Origin of the sequence: Paenibacillus helianthi (assembly GCF_001909055.1) — a bacterium.
Lineage (GTDB): Bacteria > Bacillota > Bacilli > Paenibacillales > Paenibacillaceae > Paenibacillus_AQ > Paenibacillus_AQ helianthi.
The window spans coordinates 19,030-37,159 of record NZ_LVWI01000055.1 but is presented as its reverse complement, the minus strand read 5'-3'; the positions used below and the strand labels follow the sequence as shown (position 1 = coordinate 37,159).

Below are 18,130 nucleotides of genomic sequence, written 5' to 3'. Positions count from 1 at the left end.
AAATTGCTGTGCAAGTGACTCCAAATTTATTGGGCTTTGGGAGCCAAGATCATAATCATGCTGCGGCCTTCCAGCTTAGGCTGGCGTTCTACAACAGATATATCTTCAACTTCGCTCTTTACACGTTCCAAAATCTTCTGACCGATGCTGGCGTGTGTAATCTCACGTCCGCGGAAACGCACGGAGCATTTCACTTTGTCGCCTTCACCCAGAAACTTGATAACGTTGCGGAACTTGGTCTGATAATCATGTTCCTCAATGTTAGCACGGAACCAAACTTCCTTAATGTCCACGATCTTCTGGTTCTTGCGTGCTTCCTTCTCTTTCTTCTGCGTTTCATAACGGAACTTGCCGTAATCCATGATGCGGCATACTGGCGGTTTCGCCTGCGGTGCTACGTTGACTAAATCCAGATTAAGATCAATCGCCATCTGCAACGCTTCGCGGATCGGTTTGATGCCGATTTGTTCGCCTTCCGCTCCAACCAATCGAACTTCTTTGGCCCGAATTTCATCATTGATCATATGTTCCTTACTGATAATACTCCACCTCCGGATCTACTTGGGAAATCAATTCTGCGGTTCTCCATAAAAAAGGGGTGCCGGTAACTCCCGACACCCCGTTTGATCAACGTTCATGAATTATAACATCCATAAAGCATTGAGATCAAAACCAGCTGGCTTATAGCCAGTCAGGTGAGAAGCCGGTGCTTCTGCTTGCAATCCCTATGTTTTGCATACTTGAATACTATACACCACTATGCACACTGTGTCAACAGCTGTAATATCTTTTCTTCTAGAAAAAACTTTGTTAAGAAACCTGTTTGCTCTGTACTTCCTCAAGCCGTACGACACGCGTATGTTTGGTATGGCTCCACTGCTTGTTGTTCTGCGTAAAGAACGCATAGAACGTGATGGGGTACCAAGAGATCAGGTAGATCGGGAAGACCAGCAAATACAGATATACCTTCTTGAACTTAACCTTCTCCAGCGCCATCGCGAGCAGGAAGGTTAGAATATTGGCGCCAACCGCAAAGTAACTAAGCCACAGTGGCAGCTGCCCATAGATGTTGGCTATATGCGGGCCTCCAAACATGGTGTTGTCGATAAACATGACCGCGGTCATCAAGAACGTCAACAGCACGATGTAGACATTGGCACCATATAGAGCCAGGTCAAATTTCGTAAGACTCCGTTCTTTAATACTTTGCCACAGCAAAGGAAAGAAATAACGGCGAGCCACCGTAAAGTGACCCTGCATCCAGCGCAGCCGCTGTCTTGAGGAAGCCTTGAATGTCAGTGGCTTCTCGTCGAAAACCTTGGCGTCGTAATTAAATCTTGGATAGACGCCCTTAGAGGCACTACGCATAGTAAATTCTAAATCCTCTACAAGGCTTGTCGCTCCCCAGCCCATTTCCTTAAGCAGATTGGTCTCGAAGCACATACCCGTTCCACCAAGGAAGTTCGCCATATTGAGATTGTGACGCGACAGCTGCCAGAGCCGGTTGATATACCAGTAGGATACACCGTAAGCGGCAGTGATCCAGGAATCCTCCGGATTCTTCGTATCGATATAGCCTTGAATAACGCGTGCGCCTGAGCAGAGATCATTGTTCATCTCCATCAGAAATTCTGTGTGAGCCAGATTATCGGCATCGAACATAACGACGGCATCATATTGCCGCGGCATGGCCCACAGTTCCTTGAGCATCCATTCAATAGCAAAGCCCTTGCCCCGCAAGTTGTTGTTGGTACGGACGCAGGCATTCATGCCGTGTTCCCTTACAATCTTTGCTGTACCATCCGTACAGTTGTCGCAGATGACAAATACATCGTACAGTTCCTGGGGATAATTAAGCTGTTTTAAATTCTCCATCAGAGCGCCGACGACTTCTTCCTCGTTATGTGCGGCAACCAGTACAGCAAATGATTTTTGCGGAGTGAAGTGAGCCTTATTCCTTTTCTTGTGCAGTCCAAATAACGAAAACGTAAACTGATAGACTGCGATAGCCGCCAAGATCACTTGGAGCGTAACAAACAGTGCGTCTGTCATGACCTTTGATGCCCCCTTTTCAATCTTGATGTTCTTTTTTTCTCTCTCTGGCATTGCTAACGTTCTTGCTGACCCTTTTGTTGCATCCCTTACAGTAAGACCTATGGCTTCCCTTTTTGCTAAGGCAGGCTTGCCTGTATGTGTATCACGTCAAAAGATAAGGCCCGGATGCCTCTGTCTTCGGCTCCTCTTTTTCTCTGTTACCTTATAAACGCGTTCCGCCTGCTTGAATCATTGTAAGGCGTAAGTGGTGATGAAGTCAAAACTGGCAATTTCCGAGCGAACCCGAGCTTTTTCCTTGAAATGGACTACCTTAAAAAAGTATGATAAAGACAGCTTTATGGCATAGACCGGATTACTGCAGCTGCGACTATGATCATCAGCCGGACTATCGGAGGGACAAGATATGAGACATCTGTTTATGAAAATGCATCTCTTGGAGCAGCGCATGTTCAAGTGGATTAACGGACGATTGCATCATCCTGTCCTGAACTTCTGGCTTTTTTATCTGACCCATCTGGGTGGAGCCACAAGCGCCATTGGCATTAATCTGCTGATCTGGGCGCTGTCCCCTGAGCCTTTAAGAACTGCGGGGCTTAAGGCTCTGACTGCCCTGGCTATCAGCCATCTGCCTGTTGCTGTGGCCAAAAAGCTCTATCCGCGTATGCGGCCGTATCTGGCGCTCCCGGGCACCAATACGTTTCACAATCCGCTTAAGGATCATTCTTTTCCTTCCGGCCATACGACTGCTATCTTCGCTTCTACAGTGCCTTACATGATGGCCTTTCCTGCTCTGACCGTCATACTGCTGCCATTGGCCTGCATTGTCGGATTTTCCCGAATTTATCTCGGACTGCACTATCCGTCAGACGTTTTTGCAGGTGCAGTAATTGGTTCCGGAGTCGCAGCAGGTACAGTTGTCTTGTGGTTCTAAAGTCAGAGATCATCTAAACCGGCGAATACCATTCACGAAAACAGGTGGATTATACATTGCGTAAAAAGAGAGTACTATTGCTGTCTGAAGGTTTTGGCGCAGGGCATACGCAAGCGGCTTACGCGCTATCAAGCAGCCTGCGTAAATTGTCGCCTAATCTGCAAACAAAGGTGCTTGAGCTTGGAAGCTTTCTGAATCCCAAAATGGCGCCTCTGATTGTGTCAGCATACCGTAAGACGGTAACCTCCCAACCCAAGCTGATGGGATATGTGTACCGTCACCAGAAATCATTCAATCGTCTTACCACACTTGCCCTGCACCGCATATTTTATACACATACACAAAATATTGTAAAGCAGCTGAGGCCCGACATTATCGTCTGTACTCATTTCATTCCCAGTGCCGTCGTTTCCCGCCTCAAACGGCTCGATCCGGCCTTCAAGGCACCCCTGATCACCGTCATAACCGATTACGACGCCCATGCGACCTGGATCAGTCCAGAAGTTGACCGGTATCTGGTCTCTACTCCAGAGGTCAAAGCCAAGCTGCGCGGCCGAAGCGTCTCAGCAGCCAAAATCCAGGTCACCGGTATGCCGGTTCATCCGAACTTCTGGGAGCATCCGGGCAGAGCGGATATTCTGAAGCAGTTCACTCTTCAGGACATGCCGACCGTTCTGGTTATGGGCGGCGGCTGGGGAATGATGAACGACGAGGTCATTAACGAAGCTTTGGCCGGCTGGCGGGACAAGGTGCAGATAATTTTTTGCCTGGGTAAAAACGAGAAGCTGCTTCATGCAATGCGGGAGAATCCACTGTACAGTCACCCCAACGTTTCGCTGATCGCCTTCACACGTGAAATTGACAAGTTGATGGAAATCTCTGATCTGCTGGTTACCAAGCCGGGCGGAATGACCTGCAGCGAGGGTCTGGCTAAGGGAATTCCTATGCTGTTTTATGATCCGCTCCCCGGGCAGGAAGAAGAAAACTGCCGTTATTTCATGGCAGCTGGTCTGGGCGAACCCATTTCTTCACTTCAGGTGGTAGACGGATGGATGAAACGGCTGCTGTACAGCTATGACGAGGTACAAGCCGAACGCCAAAGCCTGCTTAAGGAGATCGACCGCTTCCATCCCATGCAAAGCGCCCAAAGCATTATTGATATGCTGGAATAGCCAGGGCAAGAACTTGAATCTATGGCAATCATGCCGTTCATGAAGCAAAAAAGGCGGTCCAGATATTCTTCACTGGACCGCCCTTTTGTGTACAGACCCGCTTGTGAAGTCAATCTTCTTCGCCACTGAGATCCGATTACAGGCGGTATTTGTCCAATCGCGTTGCTTGATAGCGTTCCAGCGCTTCTGCACCGACAATCGCCTCACAGCGGTGAATATTGACACCCCGGCCAAAAAATTTGGTTTCGTACTCTGTCATAACCTGTTCTTCGTTCATCACTCCGTCCGGATGCAGATCGAGAGAGATGTTCTTCATCTGCAGACCATAGTCGGCAAAGGCATTCAGAGAGAACTCAAACAGGCTGCGCGAATCCGTCTTCAGATGGATCTCGCCAAGCGGACTGAGCAGACCGCGGTATTTGTCGAGAAAACGCGGATGGGTCAGCCGGCGGCGCGCATGCTTGCCCTTAGGCCACGGATCGCTAAAGTTCAAATAGATGCGCTCAAGCTCTCCAGGGGCAAATACTTCCTCTGCATAGTTAATATTGGCAAGCGCCACTCTGAGGTTAGGTGGCGTCTCCTGCCCAGCCGGTTCCCAGACTGCACGGGCCTTCTCAGCCGCACGGCGGATCAGCTCATCATACATATCAACGCCGATAAAATTTATATCCGGATATTTGAAGCTCATCTGGCTGATGAACTGTCCTTTGCCCATGCCAAACTCTACATGAATAGGATGATCGTTGCCGAACAGTTCAGACCACCGCCCCTTCAGGCTGCGTGGATCCAGGATGACCAGATCGGTCTGTCCTTCCAGACTTTCACGTATTCCTTTTCTTCCGCGTAAACGCATAAGTTTTCCTCCGCTTTCTCTGATACAAACACTGTCACTTGCAATATTGTGCCGAACTTACCCGCAAAAGTAAAGGGATTTTAACAAGAAAGCAGACAGAAACCAAAGAATAGTGAACAACGCGAAGCTTAAACATTCTCACGATTCAAACAAAAAGGAATTCTCCGCTGGCCTGGATACGGCCGGACAGAGAATTCCTTTTTGATATATTTGGAATTGGGGTCCATGTTTTCATGCTGCTAATAGTCTACCTTGGAGGAGATTGAAAATCAAATCTCTTCTCAAAGGCACTGCGGATCTTGCGTTGTGCTTCGGTCTTGATCTTGTGATTGCCATTAAATTCAACACCCGTAAGCGCAAGCGCTTCGTCGGGAGTCAGCTGCACGTCAATGGAGCCTTTTCCTTCGGCATAAACCGTTTGAGAATTCATCGTGATCACCTCTTGGTTTTATTATGGACCTTGCGACACGAAATTATGAATTCAAGAAATAGAGATTATGGTTGCTGCAGCGGTGTTTTTACACCCTAAATATAACATACTATGTAAGCAATATCAAGATGAAAGCGCTGTTATTCCAGCCTATTTTCCGCTGTATTTGCAGAGGCCTGAATGTTACGTTCACCGCTGATTTTTGATACAATAGAAAGGTTAAGTTGAAACGGTGTTATCTCTGTTAGAAATATAAGGATGATGTATGGCTTGAAATATATAAATCCTTATGTTGTAAAGAAAGGAGTACCCATGTCTAACCTTTTACAAACCTCCTCTCCACTATTGTGGGGGGATAAACGTTTCCATACCTGGAATTATGAAATGCGCGAGCAACTGGACGCCAAGGTATTCAAGGTGATGCTCGATGCCGGGTTTACGTGCCCGAACCGCGACGGGTCCATCGCCAAAGGAGGCTGCACTTTCTGCAGCGCGAGAGGGTCCGGGGATTTCGCCGGCAGCCGCCGCGACGATCTGGTCACCCAGTTCAATAACGTAAGGGACAGGCAGCACTTGAAATGGCCGAATGCCCAATATATCGGTTACTTCCAGGCCTATACGAACACCTATGCTCCAGTAGAGGAGCTTAGAGAGTATTATGAAGTGATTCTGCAGCAGCCGGGCGTAGTCGGCCTCTCCATCGCAACGCGTCCCGACTGCCTTCCGGATGATGTGGTCGAATACCTGGCGGAGCTGAACCAGCGCACCTATCTCTGGGTCGAAATGGGCCTGCAGACCATTCATGATTCTACCTCGGAGCTGATTAACCGGGCACATGATACCCAGTGTTATACTGAAGCTGTCCAGAAGCTGCGCCGTCATGGGATCCGCGTCTGTACCCACATTATTCACGGTCTTCCGCAGGAAACCCATGAGATGATGCTGGAGACGGTATCTGCGGTTGCGAACATGGATGTGCAGGGCATTAAGATTCATCTGCTGCATCTGATGCGCAAGACGCCAATGGTTAAGCAATATGAAGCCGGACTGCTGCGTTTTCTGGAGCAGGACGAGTATGTGAAGCTTATTGCCGATTCTCTGGAAATCCTGCCGCCGGAGATGATTGTGCACCGGCTGACCGGAGATGCTCCGCGCGACCTGCTGGTCGGACCGATGTGGAGCCTGAAGAAATGGGAAGTACTGAACGCCATTGATGATGAATTGATTGCGCGCGATACCTGGCAAGGTAAATACTGGAGGAAGAGCTAATGGGCTTTATGTCTGTCCTTAGCTTTGCTCATAAATTAACCGAGGAACGCCTGCAGCCAGGCGGCCGGGCCATTGATGCTACCGTTGGCACTGGTGCTGACACGCTGTTTCTCGCCAAAACGGCCGGTCCGCGCGGCGGGGTGTACGGCTTCGACATTCAGCCTGCCGCGCTGGCTCTGGCCGAAGAGCGCCTGCGGCTGGTCCGGGAGGACGCGCAGCCGGCGCTGTCTCCCGTAACGCTGCTGCTGCGCAGCCATGCAGCCATGGCAGAAGCCGTTCCGCCGGACTGGCGCGGAACGGTCTCTGCGGTGATGTTTAATCTCGGCTATCTGCCCTCGGGCGATGCCGACAAGACGATCATCACCGAGCCTGTTAGCACGCTGGCCGCGCTGGATACCGCCCTTGCACTGCTGCGGCCGGGCGGCATCATCACAGCCGTGCTCTACCCCGGCCATGAAGGCGGCCAACATGAAGCCGCCGCGGTGGAAGCCTGGGCGGCGGCCCTTCCGTCCCAGCAGGCACAAGCAATTGTCTACCGCCAGCTGCAGCGGGCTACCGCCCCCTACACGCTGGCAGTCGAGAAGAAAAAAGGAGCTGATCTGTAAGTGGCCGTAACCAAAATCGAGCACATTGGTATTAAAGTGAACCACCTGGAGCGTTCGCTGCAATTTTATCAGGAGGTCATCGGTTTGACCCTTCAGAACATTCTGGGAGAGCCAGGAGACGAGATCCGTCTTGCTTTTCTAAGCTTCCCTGGCCAGTCCAGTGTGGAGATAGAATTGATTGAACGGGCATTTGAAGGCCTCCCCCAGGAGGGTAGAGTCAGTCATGCCGCCTTTACGGTGGATGATATTGAGCAAGAACACAGGAGAATTGCCGGACTCGGCATACCCGCTTTGACTGGCATTTCGATGCTTGCGAACGGCTGCCGCTATTTCTTTTTTGACGGGCCAGACGAAGAAAAGCTGGAGTTTTTTGAATCCACACGAACCAGGTAAACCAAGCAGGACATTATTTTATAACTTGGAAAGGAAGATGAAGAAATGACTAAGCCTTATCCTTTAAAATTTCAGCCGGAGTTCAAAGAACGCGTGTGGGGGGGCCGGGCCCTGGAGAAATTCGGTCTCGAGCTGCCTGAAGGGCATATTGGCGAAGGCTGGATGATCGCCGACCACCCGAACGGTACTTCATCTGTGCTAAATGGAGAGCTTGCCGGTCAAGGGCTGGATCAGATTCGCGAGCAATTCGGACAGGAATGGTTCGGAAGCAAGGGCAGCCCGAAGGAAGGCGGACGTTTTCCGCTCCTGATCAAGCTCCTGGACTGCAACGACAATTTGTCGGTGCAGGTACATCCTACGGATGAGTATGAAGGATTGCCAAAGGGAGAATTGGGTAAAACAGAAATGTGGTACGTACTTGATGCCAAACCAGGCGCCAAAATCATCTACGGCCTCAAAGACGGTGTAACCCGCGAAAGTCTGCGCGAGGCGCTGGAAAGCGGCAAAGTGATGGACAGCATGCAGGAAATCACCGTCTCGGCCGGGGACGCTTTTTACATCCCTGCCGGAACCGTTCACGCATTGTGCGCCGGTGTGGTTGTAGCGGAAATTCAACAGAACTCCGACACTACATACCGGATTTACGACTACGACCGTCCGGGTCTGGACGGCAAGCCGCGTGAGCTTCATATTGAGGATTCGCTTAACGTGACTGCATATGAAGGCGCTGGCGCCACTTCCATGAAGACCGATGGGGCTGTAGCCGGAGAGTGGCTGCAGATTGCCGCGTCCCCTTATTTTATTGTAGAAAAAGGGGTCGTTAACGGAGAGTGGAACCTCTCTACCACTCCAGACAGCTTCACAATCCTCGTGGTCTGCGAAGGCAGCGGGCATCTGACCTGGGAGGGCGGCTCCCAGCCTTATTCCGCCGGAGAATGCTACCTGCTTCCGTCCACCCTGGGTGCCTACGGAATTGAAGGCCACTCCACCGTGCTCCGTTCGTATCTGCCATAAGCCATGCCTGGACCGGCATATGATTAAGGCAGAAGGTCACAAAGCTTAGGCCTATGCTTACGAAGTCAGTTTTGTACGTGGCATCTCCAAGAAGTATTGCTCACAAAACTTTTAGGAGGAACGGTATGAGAGAGAACAGCTTTAAGATGACTGATCCGCTAGGGGTCGCCATTCATGTCTATGAATGGCTGCCGGAGCCGGAGGCTCCGGTGCGGGGGATTGTCCAGATTGCCCACGGCATGTGTGAAACGGCTGCCCGCTATGCACGGTTTGCAGCGGCACTCACCGGAGCAGGTTATGCGGTGTATGCCAATGACCACCGGGGCCATGGGCATACCGCAGACCGGATCGATTTACTCGGTGATACAGGTGAGGACGGCTTTTACTGGATGCGGCGTAATCTGCTCCAGCTAGCCGGCATCGCCTCATCCCGGCATGAGGGCCTGCCAATCTTCCTTCTGGCCCACAGCATGGGCTCCTTTCTGGCTCAGAAGCTAATGTGCGAGGATGGCCACGAAGTCTATACCGGCTTTATCCTGAGTGGTACGAACGGGCCGCGCGGTATGCTTCGGCTCGGAGAGTCGCTTGCCGGACTGCAGTCCAGGCTGCAGGGGATGCGCCACCGCAGTGTTCTGATGAACGGGATTGTTTTCGGCCCTTATAACCGTTCCTTCGCCCCGGTAAGAACTGCTTTTGACTGGTTGAGCAGTGATTCACAGGAAGTAGACCTCTTCATAGCTGATCCTTTCTGTGGAGCAGTCTGCACAACCCGTTTCTTCCGCGATTTTTTCCGGCTGCTGCGGGATATCCATTCCCCGGAAACTCTGCTTACACTATGCAAGAATAAGCCCGTATATTTATTTGCGGGAGCCAAAGACCCTGTAGGCATGAACGGTCAAGGTGTGATCCGCCTGGCCGGAATCTACCAGGAGCATGGAATATCCGATGTAGAATTCAAGTTGTATCCCGAAGGCAGGCATGAAATGCTCAACGAAGTGAACCGGGATGAGGTAACTTCGGATGTGCTGGATTGGCTTGTACGCCACCTGCCGGCAGAATCATTGCTGCTTCAACCCGCTGCTCATTAGCATACTATAAAAGACAGGCTTTCCGTCAGTTCCGGAAAGCCTGTCTTTGTATTTTTCCGCTATAAATCTACTAATGATCCATTTTTTAACATGCAGAATGTGATATGATTTTCTTGTACAACATTGTTCATGAGCAGTAGGCGCCTCTCCTATAAGAGGAGGTGACGGTAATGGACGTAAAAGATGCTATTACCCTGATGTTCATGTTCGGTATGTTCCTATTGGCTCTGCTAGGCTACATTAAAAAGAAATAGACCGCCCCGGAAGGTAACGGTCTACTCCAAACCACAAAAGATGAGACGACCGGCTGCTCTACAGCAGTGGTTGTACACCAGGGCTGTGCTGATGACACAGCTCCTTTTTTACTTTATTTAAGCACAATCCATTTTATTACATAAAGACCTGCCGGGCAATCCTCTCCGGCGGGCCTCCCTTCCGAAACTCCCCTTTCCTGGCGCATCAAGAGACAGAATGACTACAAAGGCAGTGAATAGTACTGCGCCCGCTGGCTCTCGTCCTGCTGGTACATGACGATCAGCAGCGTGCTTCCGGCGGTATGCGCCAAGGGTTCCGCCAGAGCAACGGAACTCTTGTCTGCAGCAGCAAGCGGCGGCGTGGTATCCATTGCCAGATCCGCTGGTTTTGTCTGCACTGCAGCAGCTGCCGTGCCTGTCTGTTCGCCACCCGTTACAAGGGGGTTCCCCAGCGTGCTATCGTCTATTTTCCCGGCCCCTTCAGCTTCAGCAGCCACAGGATCAAAACGCAGTCCGCTAATCGAATCCAGCACGGCATCCAGCCGGAATGGCAGCACTTCGAGCACTGTGAACTTCTGCAGCTCCCGCTCGCTGAATCCCGCCTCTGCCAGCTTGGCGGACAGGCGCTCCGGACGACTGGTGATTTCCTTCATATAACGGGACCAGTCGGATTTGTCCAGCGTGATATCCCACCAGATTTTACGTGGCTTATATTTGTGGCCCAGGAAATAATCCAGTTTCATCAGCCCGGTGATTACTTCCATGGAATCCGTTCCGCGGTCCGTCAGAAAAGCATGCAGCCGGATGAACAGATCCTCCAGCTGGTGCCCGATCTTTTGCCAGCCCCGCTCCTCCCAATAGTCGCCAAACTCCTGGAAGAAATCGAACGGAGATGGGAACACATGCCGGATCAGGTACTTGACCGAATGATCCAGCCGGTGGCTGTTCCAATATTTCTCCAGCACATCCTCGAGCCGTTTGAGCCGGATGATGTCAGAGAAAGGCATCACGTGGCTGCTGAGTATTTCATAAGGAGCGTGCTCCATATACGTATAATCGTATTTGGCCGCCTGGGCGCGCAGGCCGGTGCCGCGCAGCATTTTGAGGAATCCGAGCTGCAGCTCTTCCGGCTCCATGGCAAATACATCGTTAAAGGTTTTGCGGAAGGTGGAGTAATCCTCCTGCGGTAGACCAGCTATCAAATCGAGATGCTGATCGATGTTGCCGCTGGCCTTGATTTTCATGACGGTACGGGATAGCTTGGTGAAGTTCTGCCGGCGTTTGACCAGCTCATTCGTCTCATCATTGGTGGACTGCACGCCAATCTCGAACCGGAAGATGCCCGGAGGGGCATTCTCCGCCAGAAAGTCCAGTACCTCTGGACGCATAATATCGGCCGTAATCTCGAACTGGAATACACAGCCCTGATGGTTGTCGATCAGGAACTGGAACATTTCCATGGCATAATTGCGGTTGATGTTAAAGGTGCGGTCGAGAAATTTGATGACTTTTGCACCATTCTCAATCAGATAGAGCAGATCGGATTTGACCCGTTCAATATCGTAGTACCGCACCCCCACCTCGATGCTGGACAAGCAGAACTGGCAGTTGAACGGACAGCCCCGGCTGGTCTCAAAATAAACGATCCGCTTGCCGAGATCCGGCAGATCATCCGGGAACCGGTGTGGCGTCGGCAGAGTGTTGAGATCGCTTTTGGGACGCGGCGGATTGACGATCAGCTCTTCGCCCTTGCGGTAGGCAGCCCCGTAGACAAAATGGAACTTGTGGTCATCCCGCAATTCCTGCAGTAAATGATGGAAGGTCTCTTCCCCGTCCCCGTTCACTACAAAATCAATCCCGGCCTCACGCTGCATCCAGTATAGCGGCTCATACGATACTTCCGGCCCGCCCAGCACAATCTTGATCTCCGGCATCACTTGCTTAAGAATCCCGATCAGCTTAACGGTCTCCTCGATGTTCCATATATAACAGGAAAAACCAATCACATCCGGTTTCTTCTGGAATAGGTCTGACACGATATTCATCACGGGATCTTTGATGGTGTATTCTGCCAAATGAATATCTTGAAACTCATGCTCGCTGTATGCCTTCAGGAGACGGATCGCCAGCGAGGTGTGAATATATTTGGCATTTAATGTGGCCAGGATGATTTTCATGCCTCATAACCTTCTTTACATTTCATTTTGAAAAAATTCCAGGAAGGGCTTGCCGTACTTCCGGTATTTCACTTCGCCGACCCCTTTGACTCTCAGCATTTCCGCTTCGGTCTGCGGGCAAACCACGCTCATCTCGCGAAGGGTCGCATCATTGAAAATAATGTAGGACGGCACATGCTCATGCCCCGCCAGCTCGCGGCGGATCAGGCGCAGCTGCTCGAATACCGTCTCATTGACAGCCGACGGCGACAGATCGCGGACACGGCTGCGGTCCCGCGAACCGGATGCACCTCCGGTACGGAGTGGACGGGCCACCCGCTGCAGTACCTGCCGCTGGCCGCGCAGCACTTCAGCAGCCAGAGGCTGCAGCCGTACAACAGGATACTGCCCCTCCGATAATGCCAGATAACCTTCTGAGATCATTACATTGATGGTCTCTGTAATCTCCTTCTCCGTACGGCTGGACATCGCCCCGTGGGTAGGCAGATTCTCAAAGCCGTACTGGAGCACCTTTTGATTACGTGAGCCTTTCAGCACAGAGGATACCAGGGCCACGCCGTAACGCTCGCGCATGCGGTGGATACAGGAGAAAATCTTCTGGGCATCCACTGTCATATCTACCAATTCCCGTTCATCCGTACAAGAGCTACAGATTCCGCACGGCTTGTCCCCATGCTCCTCGCCGAAATAATCCAGCTGGGCACTGCGCAGACAGCGGGTGGTATAGCAGTAATCGATCATCTGCTGAAGCTTGCGGTATTCATTGGCTTTGCGGTCCGTGTCCTGCGGATTCTGCTCAATCAGGAATTTCTGCGTCATAATATCCTGGGCGCTGAAGAGCAGAATGCACTGGCTGGGCTCTCCGTCCCGTCCGGCACGGCCCGCCTCCTGCACATAGGCTTCCATATTCTTTGGCATATTGTAATGGATGACGTAACGTACATTCGACTTGTCGATACCCATCCCAAAGGCGTTGGTAGCGACCATGACGCGTATATCGTCGTAGAGGAACCCTTCCTGGCTCTCTGCCCGCTCCTGATCATTCATTCCCGCATGATAACGCCCGGTGGCGACACCGGACGCCTGCAGCCGCTGATAGAGGTCATCAACCTCTTTGCGCGTAGCCGCATACACGATTCCCGGTTCATTAGAGTGCCGCGCGGTATAGTCCATCACGAACTCGCGTTTATTCTCCCCGCGAAGCACAGACATGGCCAGATTGTCACGGCCCAGCCCGGTCATGAAGACCCCGGGCTGACGAAGCCGCAGCAGCCGGACCATATCCTCCATCACCTCAGGTGTAGCCGTTGCGGTAAAAGCCGCAAGAATCGGCCGCTCCGGCAACTCCTCTACGAACGGGGAGACTGCCAGATAACTGGTACGGAAGTCATGTCCCCACTGGGAGACACAGTGTGCTTCATCCACTGCAACACAAGAGATAGACAGTCCGGCCATTTCCAGGCGGAACCAGTCCAGCTCCAGCCGCTCAGGAGCCACATAGAGGAGCTTCAGCTCGCCCCGGCGTGCAGCGCGGATGCGATCATTCACTTCTTTGCCGCTTAGTGTGCTGTTGATATATGCGGCTGGAATTCCTGCTGTGGTTAGCGCATCCACCTGATCCTTCATCAGCGAGATTAACGGTGAAATGACCAGGGTAAGTCCCGGCAGCAGCAGTGCGGGAACCTGATAGCAGATCGATTTCCCCCCGCCCGTCGGCATAATTCCCAGCGTATCGCGGCCTTCCAGCAAATTCATGACAATTTTCTTCTGGCCTTCCCGGAAGTCGGGATAGCCGTAATATTTTTGCAGTTCAGCCTGCGCCTGTTCCATGGTAGGTGCTTGCATCTTCATCTCTATCATAACTCCTTAAGACTTTCTATCTTTAGTTTACATAAAAAACCCTCTACTAACCAACACTTTATAGTGATCTTCCAAACTGTCAGCCCAAAGGAGGCGGCCGAATGCAAGCTTGGAAAGAGAAATACGCTTCATATATGCAGAAGCAAAATCAGCCCTCCTCCGTGACTCCCGTTCCCGGCAATGACAAGATAAGCCTTAGCCTGAAAGAAAATAAGGAAGATCTGCTTGACCGGCTCGGCCAAAGCGGAGATCTTGTCGTGCGTGATTTTCTGCTGTTCGGCAGATATGAGGCGGCGCTTATTTTCTTCTCCTCTCTGGTCAATCAGGAGCAGATTCAGGAATACATTCTTAAACCGCTCATGGACCGTTCTGCCGGTCATCCCGGAATGCCGGACAAGCTTGCTGATATGTCCCATTATATCTGGAATGTAGCGGTACAAGTCACACAAGGAACCACAGAACAAGACCTGTCCGCATTGCCTCCCGCAATCGTCAAGGGCCAGCTGATTCTGCTGATAGAAGGCTCCAGCGAAGCTCTAATGCTGGATATGCGGCAGATCGACATCCGAAGTGTAGAGCAGCCCCAGACGGAACAAGTGATCCGGGGCCCGCGGGAAGGATATGTGGAAAAGCTTGAGAACAACCTCTCGCTCCTGCGCTACCGGCTGCAGAGTACGGACTTCCGGATTGAAATCAGTCCGCTCGGGACCCGAACCCAATCCAGGGTGGCCTTGTGCTACTTGGACAACTTGGCTGACCCGAAGCTCGTAGCCGAGGTGATGCGCAGAATTTCAATTATTCATACTGACGGGATTATCGATGCAGGCTATATTGAACAATTTATTGAAGACCAGCCGTTATCCCCCTTCCCGCAGGTTCAGAGCACGGAGCGGCCGGACAAAACAGTAGCTTCTTTGCTCGAAGGCCGGGTGGCTATCCTGGTGGACGGCTCTCCTTTTGCACTCATTGTTCCGGCTTTATTCAACCAATTCTTCCAAACGGTTGATGACTATACGGAACGTTTTATTATGGGCAGTCTCATCCGGATGATCCGACTGATCGCACTTGCTTTCTCCCTGTTTTTCCCGGCTTTGTACGTGTCCGTAATCTCCTTTAATCCGGAGCTGATGCCTACAGATTTCGCAGTAGCCATCTCCGGGGGGAGGGCCGGCGTTCCCTTCCCGGCTGTGCTGGAGGTGCTGATCATGGAGGTATCCATGGAGGTGCTGCGGGAGGCCACGATCCGCCTCCCGCAGATGATTGGCGGGGCCCTCTCCATTGTGGGCGTGCTCGTGATCGGCGAGGCTGCGGTATCAGCGGGACTGGCAAGTCCGATCACTGTGGTCATTGTCGCGCTGACCACTATCGGTTCTTTTGCCACCCCGGCTTATAACACCGCGATTGCTCTGCGTATGCTGAGATTCCCCCTGGTCCTTCTTGCCGGAATGTTCGGACTCTACGGTGTAATGATTGGTACGATCCTGATTATCAATCATCTGTTATTCCTCGAATCCTTCGGAGTCCCGTTTATGTCACCGTACATCCCCGGCAAATGGCGGGATTGGAAGGATACGCTGGTGAGGGCGCCTTTGTGGTGGATGCGCCGGCGGCCCAGTTTTTTGTATACCCAGGACAGCACTAAACTTCCGGACTCTGTACCTGGAACTTATATAGACCAGATTCTTCAAGAAGGAGGGGAGACCGGTGAACGATTCCCGACAGATCACGACCCTGCGCGCGGCAGCCGTAATCAGTAGCACAATCATTGGTGTAGGGTTACTCAGCTTTCCCCGCTACATGGCCGTTGCCGGAAATAGTGCCGGGCCTTTTGTGGCGCTCACCGGCGTTCTGGTTTCCTTCTTCAGCTTTTGGCTGCTCGCCTCCTTATGCCGCCGTTTCTCTACAGAATCGCTGTTTGTATTCAGCCGCCGATTAATTGGCCGCCCGCTGGCCATGTTCTTCACTTTGATCATATGGCTCATATTCATGACGCTTACCGGTCTTACTGCCCGCCAGTTTGGAGATGTCGCTACCAGTGTTTTATTCAATAAAACACCGATCGAAGCAACCATTTTTCTGATGCTGCTAATCTGTCAGCTGTCAGCCAGAAGGAATATCATCAAGTTTTCCTACATTCATTTCTTCTACCTGCCGCTGATCATCGGCTCTGTTCTGGTAACCATTCTGATTTCCTTAAGGAATGTTGACCTATTGAACCTGCAGCCTGTTCTAACGGCTCCTACAGCCTCATTTTGGAAAGGCGCGCTTGAAGCCAGCTACCTGTTCCAAAGCTCCTTTGTGATTACGCTGCTGATCCCTTTCATGAAGCTGCCGAAGCAGGCGGTACGTGCAGGGGCCATTGGCATTTTTGTATCGGGGGCTGTCTATTGGCTGATTGCTCTAGCATGCATAGGCTTGTTCGGTGCAGAGGAAACCAAACTGCTGATTTACCCCACGCTGGAAACCGCCAGATCAGCGGCAATAGGCGAAGGATTTTTGGAACGGCTGGATGCCCTATTTATTGTCATATGGGTAATTTCAGTATATACCTCAATTTACACTACCTATTACCTGGCATCCTATCTCCTGCAGAATCTGCTGGGTCTGAGAGATCAGCGGATGACCTCAAGCGCCGTGCTTCCTTTTGTTTTTGTGATCGCCCTGCTTCCGGAGAATGTCTTTGAGACCTATACCTGGTCACTGATGCTGGGGAATGTCTCCATGCTCCTCTTGCTTGGCTACCCCATGCTGCTATGGGCGGTCTATTGGCTCCGCCGCTCCGGAAAGAGGGGCCTGTCATGAATAAATTGCTGCGAAAAATAGGCTCGGTATTATTGCCGGCTGCCGTTATCAGTCTCTTCCTTGCCGGATGCTGGGATCAGGTTGAAATTGAGGACCGGGCATTGGTGCTGGGCTTATCCATTGATACCGCCCCGCCCGAAAAGGCAGCTGAGGAAGAACAGGTCACCCATCTTAAGAATACTGAAATGCCGAAGGAAATGATCAGTATCACAGCACAGATTGCTGTTCCAGGACGGGTCCCGCTGGGCCCGGGCAGCGGCGGAAGCCAGGACGGAAAGATAAGCCCGGTGTGGGTGGTTACGGTGCTTGGACATTCGCTTGATGATGCCATGAACAATCTGCAGCAGCAGATCGCAGACCCCCGGTATCTCGTGCATTTGCGTGTGATCGTCATCAGCCAAGACATCGCCCGGGGAAGAATGGACGATCTGGATGACTATCTACGGCGCAATCCCGAAGTCCGGCGCAGGACCTGGCTGCTGGTGTCCGAAGGACGTGCCTCGCAGTTCATGGATGTCAAGCCTCCGCTGCAGCGCGTGCCCACGCTCTATGTGCTCTCCATGATGGAGAAAGCGGTAACCTCGGGCAAGTTCCCCCCGGATTATATCGGCACCTACTGGTCGGCAGATTCCAAATGGGGACAAAGCGCCTATCTTCCTTATGTGGCGCTCCGCAACAAAGAGAATATTCTGATTAACGGTCTGGCGTATTTCAGCCAGGGCAAAATGATCAACACTACACAGCCGCTTGAAATCGGCGCTTTCATGGCCGTTGAGGGAATGGACCCAGGCGGCTACTCTACCCTTTTCAAGACGAAGGAGCTCGGTATGGTCATGACCAAAATTAATGAGCGCTACACCAAGGCCCGCAGCTTCATCCGGGACGGCAAGCCGGTGCTATCCTTTGATATTAACTTTGAAGGGGATCTGGATGAGCACTATAACGGCAAGAAGCCTGCCGATTCCACTGCAAGACTGCATGAGATTGAGCGTGAATTCGAAAGGAATGCGAAGGGTGTGATCGGAAGACTGATACGGCAGACCCAGAAGGATCATGCCGATATTTTTGGAATGGGAGAGATTATCCGCGCCCACCACCCTGAGTATTGGAGACAGCACATTCATAACAAAAGTGACTGGGAAGAGCTCTACGGCAGCATTACCGTGGACTTCAACCTCACACTGCACCTGCGGAGAGTCGGACTTAAAAAGACTTAGGAAACGGGGA

General features: G+C 51.8%; 17 protein-coding genes. 11 read left to right on the top strand and 6 right to left on the bottom strand.

All coding sequences use genetic code 11. From position 1 onward, the window contains the following. Positions 1-26: 26 nt before the first annotated feature. Both infC and A3844_RS20970 read right to left on the bottom strand, forming a co-directional pair. Positions 27-524: a translation initiation factor IF-3 gene (gene infC / locus A3844_RS20975; protein ID WP_020427376.1), complete on the bottom strand. Its 498-nt coding sequence runs from the start codon at positions 522-524 to the stop codon at positions 27-29. A 286-nt stretch (positions 525-810) separates the two neighbouring features. Further along, positions 811-2,052, bottom strand: coding sequence for a glycosyltransferase family 2 protein (locus A3844_RS20970; RefSeq protein ID WP_074085855.1), 1,242 nt, complete (start codon positions 2,050-2,052; stop codon positions 811-813). 406 nt (positions 2,053-2,458) lie between these two features. Between A3844_RS20970 and A3844_RS20965 the strand changes: the two genes are divergently transcribed. Then, the gene (locus A3844_RS20965; RefSeq protein ID WP_074085856.1) at positions 2,459-2,986 is read left to right on the top strand and encodes a phosphatase PAP2 family protein; all 528 of its coding nucleotides are present in this window, start codon (positions 2,459-2,461) and stop codon (positions 2,984-2,986) included. 56 nt (positions 2,987-3,042) lie between these two features. Next, the gene (locus tag A3844_RS20960) at positions 3,043-4,158 is read left to right on the top strand and encodes an MGDG synthase family glycosyltransferase (protein ID WP_074085857.1); all 1,116 of its coding nucleotides are present in this window, start codon (positions 3,043-3,045) and stop codon (positions 4,156-4,158) included. 136 nt (positions 4,159-4,294) lie between these two features. On the opposite strand, the gene trmB is transcribed toward A3844_RS20960, so the two are convergent. Together trmB and A3844_RS20950 are read right to left on the bottom strand one after the other, a co-directional pair. Then, positions 4,295-5,011 (bottom strand): tRNA (guanosine(46)-N7)-methyltransferase TrmB, encoded by a 717-nt coding sequence (gene trmB / locus A3844_RS20955; RefSeq protein WP_074108373.1) that lies wholly within the window; start codon positions 5,009-5,011, stop codon positions 4,295-4,297. A gap of 247 nt (positions 5,012-5,258) precedes the next feature. Further along, the gene (locus A3844_RS20950) at positions 5,259-5,441 is read right to left on the bottom strand and encodes a hypothetical protein (protein ID WP_074085859.1); all 183 of its coding nucleotides are present in this window, start codon (positions 5,439-5,441) and stop codon (positions 5,259-5,261) included. Between the two features lie 312 nt (positions 5,442-5,753). Between A3844_RS20950 and mnmL the strand changes: the two genes are divergently transcribed. The 6 genes from mnmL to A3844_RS33775 all read left to right on the top strand — a co-directional run bounded on the left by mnmL (position 5,754) and on the right by A3844_RS33775 (position 10,064). Next, on the top strand, positions 5,754-6,710 hold the full coding sequence (gene mnmL / locus A3844_RS20945; RefSeq protein ID WP_074101569.1) for a tRNA modification radical SAM protein MnmL/YtqA: 957 nt from the start codon (positions 5,754-5,756) through the stop codon (positions 6,708-6,710). Continuing rightward, a complete protein-coding gene (mnmM, locus tag A3844_RS20940) occupies positions 6,710-7,315 on the top strand; it encodes a tRNA 5-(aminomethyl)-2-thiouridylate-methyltransferase MnmM (RefSeq protein ID WP_074108372.1) in 606 nt (201 codons plus the stop codon). The genes mnmL and mnmM overlap by 1 nt, the downstream gene beginning before the upstream one ends. Next, a complete protein-coding gene (locus A3844_RS20935) occupies positions 7,316-7,708 on the top strand; it encodes a VOC family protein (protein WP_074108371.1) in 393 nt (130 codons plus the stop codon). It abuts the gene before it with no gap. Positions 7,709-7,753: 45 nt separating this feature from the next. Beyond that, the gene (locus A3844_RS20930; RefSeq protein WP_074108370.1) at positions 7,754-8,722 is read left to right on the top strand and encodes a type I phosphomannose isomerase catalytic subunit; all 969 of its coding nucleotides are present in this window, start codon (positions 7,754-7,756) and stop codon (positions 8,720-8,722) included. A 125-nt stretch (positions 8,723-8,847) separates the two neighbouring features. Next, on the top strand, positions 8,848-9,810 hold the full coding sequence (locus tag A3844_RS20925; protein WP_074085863.1) for an alpha/beta fold hydrolase: 963 nt from the start codon (positions 8,848-8,850) through the stop codon (positions 9,808-9,810). Between the two features lie 170 nt (positions 9,811-9,980). Continuing rightward, complete coding sequence (locus A3844_RS33775; RefSeq protein WP_256701671.1) at positions 9,981-10,064, top strand: putative holin-like toxin; 84 nt, start codon at positions 9,981-9,983, stop codon at positions 10,062-10,064. Between the two features lie 221 nt (positions 10,065-10,285). Here the strand turns inward: A3844_RS33775 and A3844_RS20920 are convergent, their stop codons facing one another. Next, complete coding sequence (locus A3844_RS20920) at positions 10,286-12,241, bottom strand: B12-binding domain-containing radical SAM protein (protein WP_074108369.1); 1,956 nt, start codon at positions 12,239-12,241, stop codon at positions 10,286-10,288. Between the two features lie 15 nt (positions 12,242-12,256). Then, positions 12,257-14,092: a DNA helicase RecQ gene (gene recQ, locus A3844_RS20915; RefSeq protein ID WP_074108368.1), complete on the bottom strand. Its 1,836-nt coding sequence runs from the start codon at positions 14,090-14,092 to the stop codon at positions 12,257-12,259. Positions 14,093-14,202: 110 nt separating this feature from the next. Here recQ and A3844_RS20910 point away from each other — a divergent pair, with 110 nt between their 5' ends. The 3 genes from A3844_RS20910 to A3844_RS20900 are packed head-to-tail and all read left to right on the top strand — an operon-like array spanning position 14,203 to position 18,120. After that, the gene (locus tag A3844_RS20910; RefSeq protein WP_083606948.1) at positions 14,203-15,858 is read left to right on the top strand and encodes a spore germination protein; all 1,656 of its coding nucleotides are present in this window, start codon (positions 14,203-14,205) and stop codon (positions 15,856-15,858) included. Continuing rightward, positions 15,806-16,903, top strand: a complete 1,098-nt coding sequence (locus tag A3844_RS20905) for a GerAB/ArcD/ProY family transporter (RefSeq protein WP_074108367.1) — start codon at positions 15,806-15,808, stop codon at positions 16,901-16,903. Before A3844_RS20910 ends, A3844_RS20905 begins: the two co-directional genes overlap by 53 nt. Beyond that, positions 16,900-18,120 carry a Ger(x)C family spore germination protein gene (locus A3844_RS20900; protein ID WP_074108366.1) on the top strand — a complete coding sequence of 407 codons (1,221 nt, stop codon included), beginning with the start codon at positions 16,900-16,902 and terminating at the stop codon, positions 18,118-18,120. The genes A3844_RS20905 and A3844_RS20900 overlap by 4 nt, the downstream gene beginning before the upstream one ends. Positions 18,121-18,130 lie beyond the last annotated feature (10 nt).